Here is a 15,871-nt window from a genome sequence, read left to right as displayed (position 1 = left end):
GCCGCGGAGCGCGTGGCACGCGGTACGTGCGGCCGGGACCGGCCGCGGCCGCCCGTTGCGCTGGGGCGACCGCAGTGTGCCCTGTTCGGTGGGACGCGGCGTAGGTTGAGGGCATGGAGGAGGACAGCATCGCTTCGCTCATGGAGTCCGCCCGGGGCGAGTCGCCCCTGCTCGCGCTGCGCGCCGCCGTCGAGCTGCGCGGAGAGCTGGAACGCCTGGAGGCGATCCAGGTGCGGCGCGCCCGGATGCAGGGGTACACCTGGAGCGAGATCGCCGTGACCCTGGGGATCAGCAAGCAGGCGGTGCACAAGAAGTACGGCGGCGCACGACGGGAGATTTGAGCGGCGCGCCGCCTCAGCCCACGCACTCGGGTGCGCGGACGCGCTCGCCGCCGTCCGGCGCCGCAGGCGGCTCCGGCGCCGCGTCCGCGGCGGCACCGCCGGCGGGTGCCGACCGCGTGGGGCGCGGGTCCGAGGGTGAGCGCGCGGAGCGGCCCCCGCGCGCGGCGCCGATTCCGGCGGCAACCACCAGGGCCATACCGGCCGCCTGGATCCAGCCGGGCGACTGGCCGATGAGGGCCATCCCCATGACCAGGCTGACCGCGGGCTCCAGGCTGCCGAAGGTGGAGAACGCGGTGCGCCCCATGCGCTGCAGCACCACCATCTCCAGCAGGAACGGCACGAGGGGGAAGAGCACCGCGATCACCAGGGTGGTGCCCAGCACCGCGGGGATGTCGGGTGCGGCGAGCACCGGCGGCAGGCCCAGGGGCGCGGTGAGCACCGCGCTGACCGCCATCGCCACGGCCAGGCCGTGCACCGCCCGGAACGTGCTGCCCACACGCTGGGTGAGCACGATGTAGAAGGCCACGCACACGGCGCCGGAGAGGCCCAGCACGACGCCGAGCAGGTCGGCGCCGCCCGACCAGGGCCGTGTGAGCAGCAGTACGCCCACCGCGGCCGCCGCGAGCCACACGGCCTCGCGGCGCCGGCGCAGCGCCAGCACCGCCACGGCGAGCGGACCGAGGAACTCCAGCGCGGTGGCGGTGCCCAGGTCGATGCGGGCCGTGGCCGCGGAGTAGAAGACCATCATCCCCGCGCTGATCGTGCCCAGGATCACGGCCGCGCCGAGGTCGCGCGGCGCCGCCGTCCGCAGTGCGCGCCACAGGGGGCGCCCGCCCAGGGCTCCCAGGACGAGCGCAGCCCACAGCAGGCGCAGCCAGGTGACGCCCAGCGGACCGGCCTCGCTGAACGCACGCACGGCCAGGGCGCTTCCGGTGTGCAGCACGAACATGCCCGCGAGCAGCAGCAGCGCGGGCGGTGTCCGGACCAGGGCAGCACGGACCGGGGACAGCAACGAGGTGATCATCCGATCATTGCACTCGCGCCTTCTGTTTCTGTCCACGGACCATTGGCGGATCGATCATGTAGTTTCGGCGGATGGATCTGACACGGCTGCGGCTGCTGGTGGAGCTGGAGCGGCTGGGCACCATGGCCGCGGTCTCGGAGACGACCGGGATGGGCACGTCCGCGGTCTCCAAGCACTTCGCGGTGCTGGAGCAGGAGGCGGGGGCGCAGCTGCTGGTGCCCGACGGCAGGCGCGTGCGGCTGACGCCGGCTGGGCACCGGCTGGCCCGGCACGCCGCGGACATCCTGGCGCGCGTCGACGCCGCCCGCGCCGAGCTGGCGGGCGAGGGCGAGCCCGTGGGGCGCGTCGAGCTGGTCAGCTTCGTCAGCGTGGCCGGGCCGATCGTGCTTCCGGCCGTGCGGCGGCTGCAGGCCGACCACCCCGGCATCGAGGTCCGGCTGATCGAGCACGAGCCCGACGAGGCCCTGGAGCTGCTCCAGTCGGGCGCGGCCGACCTGGGCCTGGTCTACGACTACAGCCTGGTGCCCCGCCGCTTCCCCCGCACCCTGGCCCTGCGGCCGGTCGGGACGGAGCCGCTGCTGCTGTCCCAGCCGTCGGGCGGGGCGGCCACCAGCCGCATCATGACCCGGCGGCGGCTGTCGGGGCTCGCCGAGGCCTCGTGGATCGCGAACTCGCGCGGCAGCGACGAGGACGAGCTGGTCCGGCGGATGTGCGCGGGGGCGGGGTTCGCGCCCCGCATCAGGCACCGCATCGACAACCTGGAGATCGTCGAGCAGGTGGTGGCGGCCGGGATGGGGGTGGGCGTGATGCCCAAGCTCGCCGCGGCCGCGCGGCGCGGCGTCGTGCACTCCCCGCTCGGCGAGCTCGGCGGAACGCGGCGGATCTCGCTGGCGAGCAGCGCCGGCGGCTGGGCGTGGCGGCCGATCGCGCTGCTGGCCCGCTATCTCTGGGAGGACGCGCACGGGGTGCTGGACGACGCGGCGCCCACTCCCCCGGTCCGCGCCGGTTCGGGCGGTGGCTGACCAGGGCGTGTTCGACGGGTCCGTCCGCAGCGGGGGCACTCGAATGCCGCCCGCGCCGTTCTTCCGGCCGGGGCGCTGCGATAGGGGCCGGTGCCGCCCGCGCACGGCCGGGGAAGGAGTCGGGGCGGCTCCCCGGCCGACCGGCGGGAACGCGGCGAGAGCGGTGCCGGGACGCCGCGCAGGAGGACAGCGACCCGCCGAACAGGCCCTGGCTAGGCCGCGCCGCCGCCCGAGACCATCAGAGGTCCGACCGAGGGCACCGGCACCTTGCTCGCCGCCTCGCGTACCGCGTTCAGGAGTGGTTCGGCGTTGTAGCCGGCCCGGCTGAGCGCGACGATGTGGCGGCGGGCGGTGTTGCGCACGGTGCGCACCACGAGGTTGGGCGCGGGCAGCCCCGCCCAGCCCAGGCGCGGCATCAGCGCCACACCCAGGCCCGCCTGCACCAGCGCGAACACGGCGCTGAACTCGTGGACGGTGTGGGCGATCCGCGGCTGGAAGCCGGCCTGGTGGCAGGCGGCGGCGACGCAGTCGTACCACGGCGACCCCGGCGCCGACATGATCCACTCGGCGTCGGCGAGGTCGGCGGCCAGCTCCAGGTCGGTGGAGGCGGCGAGGGGATGGTGGTAGGGCAGGACCGCGTCGAAGGGCTCGACCATGATCGGGTCGATCCGGAACTCCGTGCTGCCTCTGGGCGGCAGGCTGTCCGAGGACATGGTGATGGCGACGTCGAGCTCGCCGGTGCGCAGCATCTCGGTGCTGTGCTCGGGCTCGGCCTGCACGATCTCGAAGCGCCAGCCGGGGTGGGTGCCGCGCAGCGCGGCCACGGCCGGGCCCAGCAGGTCGGAGATCCCGGTGGCGAAGGAGCCGACCCGGGCGACGCCCACCCGGCCTTCGGCGTACTCGGCGAGGTCGGCCTGCGCCCGCTCCAGCTCGGCGAAGATGACGTCGGCGTGCTCCAGCAGCACCCGCGCGGCGCCGGTGAGGACGAACCTGCGGCCCTGCCGCTCGACGAGGGAGACGCCGGTCTCCTTGGACAGGGCCGCCAGCTGCTGGGAGACCGCCGAGGGGGTCACGCCGAGCGAGTCGGCGGCGCCGGCGACCGTCTTGTGCTGGCCAAGTGCCTGCAGCAGCTGCAACCGGCGCACATCGATCATGCTGCCAATGTAATCCGCACGAAACGCGGTCGAGGCGCTGTGACCTGCCGGCGCCGGTTCGCAGGCGTGATCTCGTGCACACCCGGCCCGCGCGGCGCGCGGGCCGGTGGGGGGCTTCAGCCCGCGGGGTCGAGCCGGCGCAGGTCGGCGACGAGGCGTTCGACGACGGGCACGGCCACGCCCACGCGCTCGGCGGCGCGCAGCAGGGCGCCGCCCAGCGCGTCGACCTCCATGGGCCGGCCGGCCTCCAGGTCGCGCAGCATGGAGGGCTTGGTGCGGGCCGGGGCGGCCTCGAACATCGCCACCACCCGGCCGGTGTCCAGGACGGGCCCGCCGACCGCCGAGACCGCGGCCACCTCGTCGGCGACGCCGACCAGGTCGTCCCGGCGCTCGGTGCGCGCGGTGCCGATGTCGCTGCGGTTGTGCGTGCACACCAGGGCGGTGGCCAACAGGAACTGGAACTTGCGCCACAGCACGGCGTGCTCGTCGTCGCTGAGGCGCACCCCCAGGCCGGCCGAGCGCAGCGCCGCGGCCAGCCCTTCGACCCGCTCGGGCGGGGCACCGGAGTAGGCGATGTCCAGGTCGGCGAAGGGGCTGGTCTGGGCGATCCGGCCGGGCTCGGTGCGGGTGGACTCCACGCGGATCGCGGCCCCGAGCACGTGGGCGCCGGGGTAGCGGGAGCGCAGCAGACCCATGTGCTCGAAGCCGTTGAGCAGCGGCAGCACGAGCGCGCCCTCGGCGAGGTGCGGGGGCACCCGTTCGAGGGCGCCCTCCAGCGCGGTGGCCTTCGGAGCGACGACGACCACGTCGGCGGGCTCGGTGGCGGCGGGCACGGCGGGCACATCCACCCGGAAGTCCCCGAGGACCGCGGAGTCGACGCGCAGGCCGTGCTGTGCGATGTGCGCCGCGGTGGGCTCGGTGGCGACGACCGTCACCGCGCGCCCGTCGCGGGCGAGCGCACCGGCCAGCAGGCCGCCGACACCCCCGGGAGCGAGCACGGCGACGCGCTTCGGCTCGGCGGCGGGCGTGGACTCGGGCGTGTGCGCGCTCATGCTGCGGGCCTTCCTCGTCGTACTTCCGGCGGCGGGCACCGGGGCGGCGCCCGCGAAGCGGGGATCCATTCTCGCGCGCACGTTGCGCACGGGCGCCTCCGGGGTAGCCGCGTTCCCAGCGGCCAGGGGCGGGACGCGGTAGGAGGGCGGGCGCGCGGGCGACAAGGGACGGCGAGGTCTGTCAAAATCGACGGATCTTTCTTCATCGTTATGAGACAGGCACCTTTTCCTCGTGTCGCACCGACGCGCGGCGCTACCGCGACGTACCGTCATAAATACAGCCCACCTCGCCGATTGGTCTGTACCACTCGACCAGTCGCAGCGAGTCCGGGGTGCGCGGACGCATGAAGAACGGGTGGAAAGAACATGGAAACTTCGTTGGCGACCAAATCACACGGTGGAGTTCCGACGCTGCGCTTCCGGTACCTGGGCACCGCTGACGTGGACGAGCTCGCCGATCTGTGGGCGGCACTGCACGAGCGGCACACCGCTACGGCACCGCACCTCGAGGACATCATCACCCGAGTGACCGCCGACGAGTCCTGGCGCCGCCGCCGGGAGCAGTACCTGGCGTGGCTGAGCGAACCCGAGACCCTGGCGGTCGTGGCCGAGCGCGGGGGCGCGCCGGTCGGCTACGCGATGGTGACCGTCCGGGAGAACCAGCAGGGCTCCTGGGACCGCGGAACCCGGGTCGCCGTCGTGCAGACCCTCGCGGTCCGCCCCGATCACGGCGGCACGGGGGTGGGCTCGGGACTGCTGGAGGAGCTGCGCCGCCAGGTCGGCGCCATGGGCATCCACGACCTGGAGCTCACCGCGCTGGCCACCAGCGCCGAGGACATCCGCTTCTTCGAGCAGGAGGGATTCCGCCCCTTCGTGACGACCATGGTCAGCCGGATCGGCGCGTTCGGCGGCCACGACTAGAACGCCCGGCACCGACCGCCGACCGACGAGGGCGCCGTCCCGAACAGGGGCGGCGCCCTCGCGCGCGTCGGGCGGCCCGCCCCGGGCGAGATGACGATGAAGCCCACCACTGACGCCATATCCGCCATCTCCTCAAAGTGAGGACCTGGGCGGACTCGACGTCGTTCCCGCCGAAATCGGCACCGGCTACCGACCCGCCTCTCCCCCGCCGTTGCCCCTGCCTACCCGCCGCGCGCCGGAGATGCGGCCCGGGTTCCGCGGTGCGGGACCGCCGAGCGCGCCGGCGGGCGTTGCGCGGCTGTGCCAAGGGGGGAGCACTAGGCTCGGTTCCGTGGCTGCAAGCGATGCGAACACCTGCAACTTTCCCGGCTGCTCCCGGCCCGTGCCGCGCAGCTCGGCGCCCGGACGGCCGCCGCAGTACTGCGACCTGCCCGAGCACACGCGCTGGCGCGCCTGGCGGGAACGGCAGCGGCTGGAGCAGGAGACGGCCGAGGGCGCGACCGCCGAGGAGGGGCGGACCGAGCCGTCGGCGGGCGCCGCCCCGCCGGCGGGCGCCGGCGCGACTCCCGTCACGGACGCGCGCCTGCGGGCCGACGAGCTGCTGACACGGTTCTCGGTGCAGACCGAGCAGCTCGCCGCCACGCTGGGCTCGGCCCGCGAGGCGTTCGCCGCCATGACCGACCCCGCCGGTGTGGAGGCCCAGGTCGAGGCGGCGCGCATCGACGCCGCGCGGCGGGTGGCCGAGGCCGACTCGGCCCGGCTCGACGCCGACAACCGCCGCCGCACCGCCGAGCAGTCGCGCCGCTCCGCCGAGGAGGCGGCGGCGTCGGCGATCGCCGCAGCGGGGACCGCCGAGCGCATGGCCGATGAGGCCGTCACCCGTCGCGAGGCGGCCCTGGCCGACCGCGACCGCGCCGCGGACGAGGCCGAGCGCGCCCGCGGTGAGCGCGAGGCCGCCCGCGCGGAGTACGAGGCCGGACTCGCCGAGGCCCAGCGCCGCGTCGACGCGGCCGAGCGGGAGGCCGCCGAGCGCGTCGGCGCCGAGCGGCAGCGGGCGCAGGCCGAGGTGGCCGGGGTGCGCGAGGAGGCCCGCAGCCGGGAGGCCGCGCTGGGCGAGCAGCTGGCCGAGCAGCGGCGCGCCGCCGAGGAGGCCGACCGGCGCGCGCTGGAGGCCGAGCACCGGGCGGAGCGGGCCGAAGCCGATGCGGCCGAGGCGCGCGGCCGCGCCGAGGCGCTGTCGGCCGAGCGCGACCGGCTCGCCGAGGGCTTGGAGCGGGCCCGCGGCGCGGCCGAGGAGGACCGTGCGCACCACCGCGCCGAGCTGGCACGGCAACCCGCCGACGCCGCCGACGCGCTCGCCGAGGCCAAGCAGGACGCCGCCGCGCGCCTGGCCGCCGTCGACGACGCCCGCGCCCAGGCACTGCACCGCGCGGAGCGGGCCGAAGGGCAGTTGGACGAGGCGCTGGCCGAGCTGCGGCGCCTGCGGACGCAGGGCGCCGACGCCGAGCCCGCGCCGGCCTCGGCCCGTCCGCCCGCCCCCGCGGACCCGGGCTCCCCCGCCGAACCGGACTGAAGGGCGCCGAACCGCCCTTTCTCCACCGCGGCCCGTGATGAGGGCCGTCGAAGGGGAAGTGACCAAGTGCGGGGACCTCCCGCCGAAGAGTGCTTCGGGCGCTAGAGTTTGGTCTAGACCTCTGCCCCCGGCTCGGGGGCAGCGACCTCGGGACGCGCAGAGAAGAGGGCGGATCAATGACGAAGCTGGTCGACGTCAGCCACCAGATCGCGGCGGGCATGACCACCTATCCCGGCCTGCCCGGGCCGGTCATCGAGGACCACCTGTCCTTCGAGGAGTCGCAGGCGAACTACGCCCAGGGCACCGAGTTCACCATCGGCCGCATCTCGCTCGTCTCCAACACCGGGACCTACCTGGACACCCCCGCCCACCGCTACCGGGACGGCGCCGACCTCGCCGACCTGGACCTGGAGAAGGTCGCCGACCTGCCGGGGGCGGTGATCGACCTGCGGGACAGCGGGGGTCGCGCGATCACCGCCGAGGACGTCAAGGGCGCCGACGTGGCCGGACGGGCGGTCCTGCTGCGCACCGGCTGGGACCGGCACTGGCGCTCCGAGCAGTACGGCTCGCCCGAGCACCCCTATCTGGCCGAGGACGCCGCACGGGTGCTGGCCGACGCGGGCGCCGCGCTGGTGGGCATCGACGCGGTCAACATCGACGACACCTCGCCGCAGAGCCGGGGCGCGCGGCCGGTGCACTCGCTGCTGCTGGCCGCGGGCATCCCGGTGGTCGAGCACCTGTGCCTGCTGGACCGGCTGCCCCCCACGGGCTTCACCTTCTTCGCCGTCCCCGTGAAGGTCCGCGGCATGGCGACCTTCCCGGTCCGCGCGTTCGCGATCGTGCAGTAGCCGCGGCAGGCAGGCGGCGGCGACCGCCGCCCCGCCCCTCTCGCATCCGCGGTTCGACCGGGCGCGGCGTGCACCGGATGCGCCGGGCGGGCGCCCGTACGCGGCACCGCCGATCCGGGGATGCCGCAGGGCGGCAGCGGCAGCTCCGAGGGTCCAGCGCCCTCGCCCCGCCCGGGAAACCGGCTCCTGCCGGGGTGGCACCGGCAGGAGCCGGTCTTCCAGCGGAGCGGGCGGCCGAGGACGCCCCGGCCTGACAGCCGGTCGCCGGTCCCCGGATCCGCGGTCGGCTTCCTCCGCGAACGCGCCCGGCGCCCCCGTGCGCGCGGCCGACCGCGCGCCCGCGTCACAGGTCGGCGTCGAGCTCCTCCTGCGCTCTGCGGTGCTCGCGCTGGGCGCGGCGCTGCTGCTCGCGCTCGGCGGCGCGCTCGTCCTGGGCCACGGCGGTGCGCATCGACGACGAGAGCGCGCGCAGTTCCATGTTGATGCGCGGGTAGCCCACCAGCCGGGGCAGCGCCCCCAGGCGCGGGGTGCGCCGCTCCCGCAGAGCCGAGATCAGCTCGTCGAAGGCCAGGTCGAGCCGCTGCAGCGTGATCTGCGTGGCGGGCGGCGGCTTCTCCAGTGCCAGCGCCGACAGCGCGAGGTAGCCCGAGCGCTGGGCGGCCACGACCACCGGCCACAGCGGCCGGGTGGTGGTGGCGCGCGGCACGTCGCCGATCGCGCTGTCGTAGACGCCGCGCAGGCTGACCAGCGCCGAGCGCAGGTCGCGGCGCAGCCGGTAGGTGCGCTGCGGGCCGGGTTCGTCCTCGGGGTCGAGCACCGACAGCAGCGTCGTGCGGGTGGTGTCGAGCACGTCGACGATGGTCTGCGGCAGCCGCGCCGCCGACGCGCGGCGCCACAGCAGCACGGCGCCGGCCATGCCGGCCAGCGACCCCAGGACCGTGTCGACGATGCGCGCCTCGGCGAGCTGCTCGACCGGGTTGGGCGCGGCGGTGTGCGCCAGTATCAGCGCCATCGGCGTCATGAAGATGCTGGCGTAGAAGAAGTTGCGCGGGACCACCAGCTGGGTGAGGCCCATGAAGGAGGCGGCGATCACGACGGTGGCCGCCAGCGGGAGCTGCGTGCTCAGCACGGCCGCGCCGATGACCACGCCCGCGAGCGTCCCCAGGGCGCGCTGCAGGGAGCGGTTCACGGTGAGCACGACGTTGCCGGCCTGCAGCACCGAGGTGGCGGTGATCGAGATCCAGTAGAACCGGTCGATGCCCAGCGCCAGGCCGGCCACGCCCGCAAGGGCGACGGTGATGCCCATCCGCAGCGCCGTGGGCCGGATCAGCGATCCGGCCGCCAGACTGGAGCGCAGCGACTGCAGCAGCGGCGGGTACGGGGCGTCGTGCAGTTCGAGGCCGTGCCCCTCGACCTCGTGCTCGGTGCGCCGCGCCGCCTGCGCGGCGCGGGCCAGGCGGCTGTAGAGGCGCCCCTCCAGCGAGCGGGGGCGCAGGCCCTTGCGCAGCTCGTCCAGCCCGGCCTCGTCGGGGGTCTGGTCGGGCTTGGCGACGGCCGCGGCCAGCGACTCGGCGAAGTCCGCGGCGACCGACGGCAGCCGGTCGGTGCGCGAGAGCGAGACGTCGGTGGCGGCCAGGTGGATGTCGGAGACCCAGCGCAGCAGCGCGCGCAGCCGGGCGGCCGCGGGGCTGTCGCGGTAGCCGCGGGTCTGGCTGAGCAGCACGATGCGCCAGGCCCGGGCCACCGCGACCGAGGCCTCGTGCTGCACGTGGTCCAGCCGGGGCGTGCCGATGGCCCGCAGCAGCTCGGCGAGCTTGCGGAACGCGTCGGCCACGGCGCGGTGCTCGGGATGGCGGCTGCGCAGAAGGCCTTCGGCCATCGACACCAGCCAGCCGACGCCGGCGCCCAGCGCGGCGATCAGCGCGTGCTGGGGCACCTCCTGGACTCCGCTGGCGGCGATCGTGGAGATGGCGCAGACCAGCACGAAGAACAGGGGGCCGGGCCGGTCAACGCGCAGCGCCTGGCACAGCCAGGTCGCCACGCCGGCGACCGCGCCGATGGACACGGCGGCCAGCCACAGGCTGACACCGGTGAGCGAGCCGATGGCGACGCAGGTCACGAACCCGAGCCCGACCAGCCCCAAGGCGACGGAGCGGTACTTGTAGGGGGTGTCCTTCTCGTAGAGGACGGTCATCGAGCCCAGCGCGGCCAGCGTGGCCTCGCGCGGGCCGAACAGGGCCGCCGCCAGTGCGAAGGCCGTCGCCATGGCGACGGCCGCCTGCACGCCGGTACTCCAGGCCCAGCCGCCCGAGGCGAGCCCGAACAGCGCCTTGAGGTCGACGCGCTGGCGCGGGCGCTCGGCCACCTTGGCGCGCACGCGCGTCGGCGGGTTCCAGATGGGCTCGCTCGGCGTCGGGTCCTCTGATCCGCCGCTCACCGTCGCCCCCTGGTCTTGCACGGTCACCATGGTAAAGGGGACCAGACGGCCGGGCCCCGTCCGGCGTGCCCCCAGCGCCGCGACGTCCCTCACCGCACCCTGCGCCGCGGGTCACCCCGATCGCTGCCCGCGGCGCCCGGCGCGCGCCGCCGCAGCCCCCGTCGTCCCCGCCCACCCGCGGCCGGCGCCGGCCGACGCCCCCGCTCGGGGCCGCGGGGTGCACCGCTAAGCTCAGGGGCATCGGCTCTGCGCCGATCCCCCGCCGTCCCCGCCCGGGCGCCGCCGCGCCGCACCGTCGAAAGAGGGCACCCGCCGTGGAGCTGTACGCAGCCGCCAAATCGGTCATCGCGCCGACCGCCAGAGCGATCTGGCCGCTGCGCGAGGAGGGCCTGCACCACATCCCCGCGCACGGCCCGGTCATCCTGGCCTCCAACCACCTGTCCAACATCGACCCGCTGTTCATCGGCGTCGCGGTGCCGCGGCAGGTCACCTTCATCGCCAAGCGCGAGCTGTTCGCCGAGGGCAACGCCGCGCAGCGCACCTTCACCCGCGCGCTGCGCGCGATCGGCCAGCTCTCCGTCGACCGCACCCCCGGGCAGAGCTCGCAGGAGGCCATGGAGCAGAGCCTGAAGTTCCTCGGCAACGGCGCCGCCTTCGGGATCTTCCCCGAGGGCACCCGATCCCCCGACGGCCGCCTCTACCGCGGCCAGACCGGCATGGCCTGGCTGGCACTGGCGTCGGGCGCGCCGGTGGTGCCGCTGGCGCTCGCCGGCACCGACCGGATCATGCCGCACGGCAGCCGCGTGCCCGCGCTGCGCAGGATCGGCATCCGGGTGGGGCCGCCGGTGGACCTGTCGCCGTGGCTGGGCGACGAGGGCAAGGCGCGTGCGCGCCGGGCGGCGACGGACGCCGTCATGGCCGCGATCCAGCGCCTGTCCGGCCAGCGGTCGGTGCCGCGCTACGCGGCCTCCGTCAAGGCCGAGCTCGGCAAGGGCTGAGCCGGTGGGGCCGCTTGCGGCCCCTGCGGCCCGCCGGAGCCACCCGGGAGGCCGGGCGGGGCCCGGCGCGCGGGCCGCGCCGCCCGAGGCACCGTCGGCACCGCGCCCCGTCTGCGACGCGCGCCGCCGGCGGCGCTGACCCCGCGGCCGGTGCGGTCGGCGTGAGGTAATCCACAGCGGGACCCGGCTTAGTGCGAGCCCGCGCGGCGTTGCACCCAAGCGAGGGCCGAACACCCCCATGACATGGGCGGACGCGGACGATCACCCGCCGCGTACCCGGTACGCGCACGGCAGGGTGCCTTGCCTATCTTCGAAGTCGGTTTAGTAGGCTTTCCGGTGGAAGATACAATTAGGTTAGCCTAACCTCGTTAAGCGCGCCCGGGTGCTCATCACCGCGCCCCCGAGCAGACGCAACCTTTGGAGATGTGCCAATGACGCGACCACTGCGCGTGGGAATCGTGGGGTCCGGCCCCGCCGGCATTTACGCGGCCGACCTGCTGACGAAGGACGACACGCTGGCCGCGGCCGGGACGCCGGTCAGCATCGACGTCCTCGACAGGCTTCCCACCCCCTACGGCCTGGTCCGCTACGGCGTGGCTCCCGACCACCCGCGCATCAAGCAGATCCAGCAGGCCCTGCACAAGGTGCTGGACAAGCCCGAGGTCCGCTTCCTGGGCAACGTCGACTTCGGGCGCGACCTCAAGCTCGACGACATGCGCCGCCACTACGACGCCGTGGTCTTCGCGACCGGCTCCGACCGCGACCGCCCCCTCGACATCCCCGGCGTCGACCTTCCCGGCTGCCACGGCGCCGCCGACTTCGTCTCCTGGTACGACAGCCACCCCGACGTCGCCCCGTCCTGGAGCGTCGAGGGCACCGGCGTCGCGGTGATCGGCGCCGGAAACGTCGCCGTCGACGTCGCCCGCGTCCTGGCCAAGGACGCCGAGGACCTCCTCGACACCGACATCACCGACAACGTCCACAGCGCGCTCGCCGCCAAGAGCGTGACCGACGTGCACGTGTTCGCCCGCCGCGGCATCGCCCAGGCCAAGTTCACCCCGATGGAGCTGCGCGAGCTGGACAAGCAGCCCGGCGTCGAGGTCGTCGTCGACCCCGAGGACTTCGACCTGTGCGCGGCCAGCATGGCCGCCATCGAAGAGTCCAACCAGGTCAAGACCAACGTCAAGATCCTGCAGAACTGGGCGATCCGCGACCCGCGCGGCGAGCCGCGCCGACTGCACCTGCACTTCCTGCACCGGCCCGTCGAGGTGCTCGGCGAGGACCGCGTGGCCGGGCTGCGCACCGAGCGCATGGAGCTGACCGGCGACGGCGGCGTCCGCGGCACCGGCGAGTACATCGACCACGAGGTGCAGGCCGTCTACCGCGCCGTGGGCTACCTGGGCTCGCCGGTGGCCGACCTGCCGTTCGACCAGGAGAGCGGGACGATCCCCAACGACGGCGGCCGCGTCCTCGACCTCGATGAGAACCCCGTCCCCGGCGTCTACGCCACCGGCTGGATCAAGCGCGGCCCCGTGGGCCTCATCGGCCACACCAAGGGCGACGCGCTGGAGACGGTCACCAACCTGGTGGCCGACCGCGAGCGGCTTGAGGAGGCGCCCGAGCCGGAGCCCGAGGCGTTCCTGCGCCTGCTCGACGAGCGCGGGGTCGCCTACACGACGTGGGACGGCTGGCAGCGCCTGGAGTCCCACGAGGAGGAGCAGGGGCTCTCGCACGGCCGCAAGCGGATCAAGGTGCGCTCACGCGGCGACATGACCCGCATCGCCCGCGCCGACGGGGCCGCGCCGGCCTGAGGCCCGCCCGCCGGGTACGGGCGCGGTTCCGCGGCTCCCGTGCTCGGTGTGACGCGGATTACCACACCCGATCCCCGCCCCGGCGGAACACGGCGGCGCCGTGATGGGCTACAGTCGCCAGTGGCCGGTGTGGTAGCAAGTGTCCCCCGGGCCTCACCTATAGCCTTCGCGGAATACCGCGTGCGGCGCCCGCTCGCCGGGTGACCGTACGGACTTCGGAGCCGCGTTGTGCCCAGCGCCGAGAGGCGACCGCCACACCGGCCACTCATCCTCTCTTCCCGCCCCGCACTCCTGCCCCCTCAGGAAGGCGGGGCGGCGCTGTTCGGAAGGACGAACCCCGTGGAAGACGACCGGCGCCCCCCGGGGCCGGGTGGCCCCTCCTCGCCCTCTTCTCAGCCCGGCCGGCACGGTGACCACGCGAACAGTCCCGAGCCCGGCGCGGAGCCCTTCTCCAGCACGCCCCAGGAGCCCGGACCCGGTGCGCCCCGGCCCTACAGCCCGCCTGCCGCGCCGCCGGAGCCCCCTCAGCCGGACACCGGCCCGGCGGACCGGTGGCGGCCGGCCGCACCGGCGAACCCCTACTCCATCCCCTCGCGCGAGCCGGGTGCCGCATCGAGCGACGCCCCCGGGGGCGGGCACGGCGGCGGTCCGGGCACCCCGCCGCCCGACGGCGGCGACCCCTTCGCCCCATCCGGCGGCCCCCACTACAGCGCCACGCCGCCAAACGACACCCCCGCCGGACCCGCCGACGGCTACGGCACCCCGCCACCCCACAGCAGCGACCCCTCCGCCCCATCCGCCGGCCCCCACTACAGCGCCGCGCAGTCGGCCGACTCGGCCGCCGGGCCCGCCGGCGGTGCCCTCTTCACCCGCGGAGGGCCCTACGACGGGCCGCCCCCGCCTCCGCCGCCGGGTGTCGACTCCGCCTTCTCCGGCGCCCCCGACCCGGGCGAGGCGCCGCGCCGATCCCGCAAGGGCCTGGTGATCGGCCTCGTCAGCGCATTCGTCGTGCTCGCCCTCGTGGGCGGCGGCGTCTCCTGGTACGTGCTCACCATGCCCGAGCCCGAGGACACCGCCACCGCCTACGCCGGAGCGTGGAGGTCCCAGGACTACGCCGCCATGGCCGAGGTCGCCACCGGCGGGGACCCGGCCGCCGCCTTCAAGCGCGTCGAGGAGGGCTTGGGCGTCGAGGGGGTCGAGGTGACCACCGGACAGGTCCAGGAGGACGGCGACAGCGCCACGGTCCCCTTCGACGCGGTCCTGGACCTGAGCAACGCCGGCGAGTGGAGCTATTCCGGCGAACTGCCGCTGGTCCGCGCCGACCGCGAGTGGAAGGTCGACTTCAGCCCCGCCGTCATCCACCCGAAGCTCGGCACGGGGCAGACGCTCGTCCGCACCAACCAGTGGGGCGAGCGCGGCCACGTCCTCGCCGCCGACGGCTCCCGGCTGGACGACGGCAGTGCCTCGGGGTCGGTGCAGATGATCGTCGGCGAGGTCGGTACGGCCGCGAAGGAGGACCTGGCCGACCTCGGTCCGGCCTACCAGGTCGGCGACCCGGTGGGCGTCAGCGGCGTGCAGCAGACCTACGAGGAGCGCCTGGCGGGCAAGGCCGCCACCGCCATCCGCGTCGCCGACGTCGGCACCGCGCCCGCCGACGTGCCCGACGACGCCCCCACCCTCGGCACCCTCGGCGGCTCCGACGGCAAGGACGTCACCCTGAGCCTGGACCCGGCGATCCAGGCCGCCGCGGCGCAGGCGATCGTGGGCCAGTCCAAGCCCACGGCGATGGCGGTCGTGCGGCCCTCCACCGGCGAGGTGCTGGCCGCGGCCAACGTCCCCGGCGGGTTCAACCGGGCCCTCGACGGCCAGTACCCGGCGGGCTCCATCTTCAAGATCATCTCCTACAACGCGCTGCTCGACTCGGGCATGGGCATGGACGCGCAGATGAGCTGCCCCAAGACGGTCGACGTGGCCGGGCGCACCTACAAGAACGCCGGCGACGCCGCCTACGGTGCCCAGTCCGTCACCGAGGCCTTCGCCACCTCCTGCAACACCGCGCTGGTTCGGGAGGTCGCCGACCGCCTCGACGGTGCCTCGCTGCTGAAGAGCGCCGAGCAGTTCGGCTTCAACACCGGGTTCCGCAGCGGCGTGCCCGTGTTCAAGCCCTCGCTGCCCCAGCCCGACAGCACCAGCCTGCTCACCGCCTCCAGCATCGGTCAGGGCCAGGTCCTGACCTCGCCGCTGCACCTGGCGACGCTGCCCGCGGCGGTGGCCGACGGCTCGTGGCGGTCGCCGATGCTGGTGACCGAGCCGAAACCGGGGAAGCGGCCCGAACCGCGGCCCATCGCCAACGCCGACCAGCTGCGCGACATGACGCGCGCCGTGGTCACGCAGGGGACCGCAGAGAACGTCGGGTTCACCGGCGAGGTGCACGGCAAGAGCGGCACGGCCGAGTACGGAACCGCCGAGGAGGGCGAGGAGCTTCCGGCGCACGGCTGGTTCGTGGGCTACGAGGGCGACATCGCGTTCGCGGTGGTGGTCGAGGACGGCGAAAGCGGCTCCGGCGCGGCCGCCCCGCTGGCCAAGTCCTTCCTCGACGCGCTCTGAGCACGCCCCGGGCGGCCCGCCCGGGGGCTCGGCGCGCACCACCCGCGCCGCCGCGCCGGCCTCCGGTGCGGCGGCGTGTGGGC

12 protein-coding genes are annotated in these 15,871 nt (G+C 75.1%); 8 read left to right on the top strand and 4 right to left on the bottom strand.

Annotated features, from left to right (window positions below):
• Positions 1–113 precede the first annotated feature (113 nt).
• Positions 114–341, top strand: a complete 228-nt coding sequence (locus tag ABEA15_RS05185) for an ECF-type sigma factor (RefSeq protein ID WP_344143821.1) — start codon at positions 114–116, stop codon at positions 339–341.
• 13 nt (positions 342–354) lie between these two features.
• On the opposite strand, the gene ABEA15_RS05180 is transcribed toward ABEA15_RS05185, so the two are convergent.
• Entirely contained in the window at positions 355–1,365 is a 1,011-nt protein-coding gene (locus ABEA15_RS05180) for an EamA family transporter (RefSeq protein ID WP_345555691.1), read from the bottom strand.
• Positions 1,366–1,436: 71 nt separating this feature from the next.
• On the opposite strand from ABEA15_RS05180, the gene ABEA15_RS05175 reads away from it, so the two are divergent.
• Positions 1,437–2,387, top strand: a complete 951-nt coding sequence (locus tag ABEA15_RS05175) for a LysR substrate-binding domain-containing protein (protein WP_345555690.1) — start codon at positions 1,437–1,439, stop codon at positions 2,385–2,387.
• 212 nt (positions 2,388–2,599) lie between these two features.
• Here the strand turns inward: ABEA15_RS05175 and ABEA15_RS05170 are convergent, their stop codons facing one another.
• A complete protein-coding gene (locus tag ABEA15_RS05170; RefSeq protein WP_344143815.1) occupies positions 2,600–3,541 on the bottom strand; it encodes a LysR family transcriptional regulator in 942 nt (313 codons plus the stop codon).
• A gap of 116 nt (positions 3,542–3,657) precedes the next feature.
• Positions 3,658–4,593, bottom strand: coding sequence for a ketopantoate reductase family protein (locus tag ABEA15_RS05165; RefSeq protein WP_345555689.1), 936 nt, complete (start codon positions 4,591–4,593; stop codon positions 3,658–3,660).
• Positions 4,594–4,959: 366 nt separating this feature from the next.
• On the opposite strand from ABEA15_RS05165, the gene ABEA15_RS05160 reads away from it, so the two are divergent.
• The 3 genes from ABEA15_RS05160 (at position 4,960) to ABEA15_RS05150 (ending at position 7,935) form a co-directional block, all read left to right on the top strand.
• Positions 4,960–5,514, top strand: a complete 555-nt coding sequence (locus tag ABEA15_RS05160) for a GNAT family N-acetyltransferase (RefSeq protein ID WP_345555688.1) — start codon at positions 4,960–4,962, stop codon at positions 5,512–5,514.
• Positions 5,515–5,845: 331 nt separating this feature from the next.
• A complete protein-coding gene (locus tag ABEA15_RS05155) occupies positions 5,846–7,087 on the top strand; it encodes a hypothetical protein (protein ID WP_345555687.1) in 1,242 nt (413 codons plus the stop codon).
• Positions 7,088–7,263: 176 nt separating this feature from the next.
• Positions 7,264–7,935 carry a cyclase family protein gene (locus ABEA15_RS05150; protein WP_344143805.1) on the top strand — a complete coding sequence of 224 codons (672 nt, stop codon included), beginning with the start codon at positions 7,264–7,266 and terminating at the stop codon, positions 7,933–7,935.
• A 343-nt stretch (positions 7,936–8,278) separates the two neighbouring features.
• On the opposite strand, the gene ABEA15_RS05145 is transcribed toward ABEA15_RS05150, so the two are convergent.
• Complete coding sequence (locus ABEA15_RS05145) at positions 8,279–10,402, bottom strand: FUSC family protein (RefSeq protein ID WP_344143802.1); 2,124 nt, start codon at positions 10,400–10,402, stop codon at positions 8,279–8,281.
• Between the two features lie 284 nt (positions 10,403–10,686).
• Between ABEA15_RS05145 and ABEA15_RS05140 the strand changes: the two genes are divergently transcribed.
• The 3 genes from ABEA15_RS05140 (at position 10,687) to ABEA15_RS05130 (ending at position 15,788) form a co-directional block, all read left to right on the top strand.
• Positions 10,687–11,370: a lysophospholipid acyltransferase family protein gene (locus ABEA15_RS05140; protein WP_344143800.1), complete on the top strand. Its 684-nt coding sequence runs from the start codon at positions 10,687–10,689 to the stop codon at positions 11,368–11,370.
• Between the two features lie 449 nt (positions 11,371–11,819).
• A complete protein-coding gene (locus ABEA15_RS05135; RefSeq protein ID WP_344143960.1) occupies positions 11,820–13,181 on the top strand; it encodes an FAD-dependent oxidoreductase in 1,362 nt (453 codons plus the stop codon).
• 339 nt (positions 13,182–13,520) lie between these two features.
• The gene (locus tag ABEA15_RS05130; protein ID WP_345555686.1) at positions 13,521–15,788 is read left to right on the top strand and encodes a penicillin-binding transpeptidase domain-containing protein; all 2,268 of its coding nucleotides are present in this window, start codon (positions 13,521–13,523) and stop codon (positions 15,786–15,788) included.
• The last annotated feature ends 83 nt before the right edge of the window (positions 15,789–15,871 follow it).

The sequence above is a fragment of the Streptomonospora halophila genome (assembly GCF_039542725.1).
Lineage (GTDB): Bacteria > Actinomycetota > Actinomycetes > Streptosporangiales > Streptosporangiaceae > Streptomonospora > Streptomonospora halophila.
This window is presented reverse-complemented; position numbering and strand designations above follow the sequence as displayed.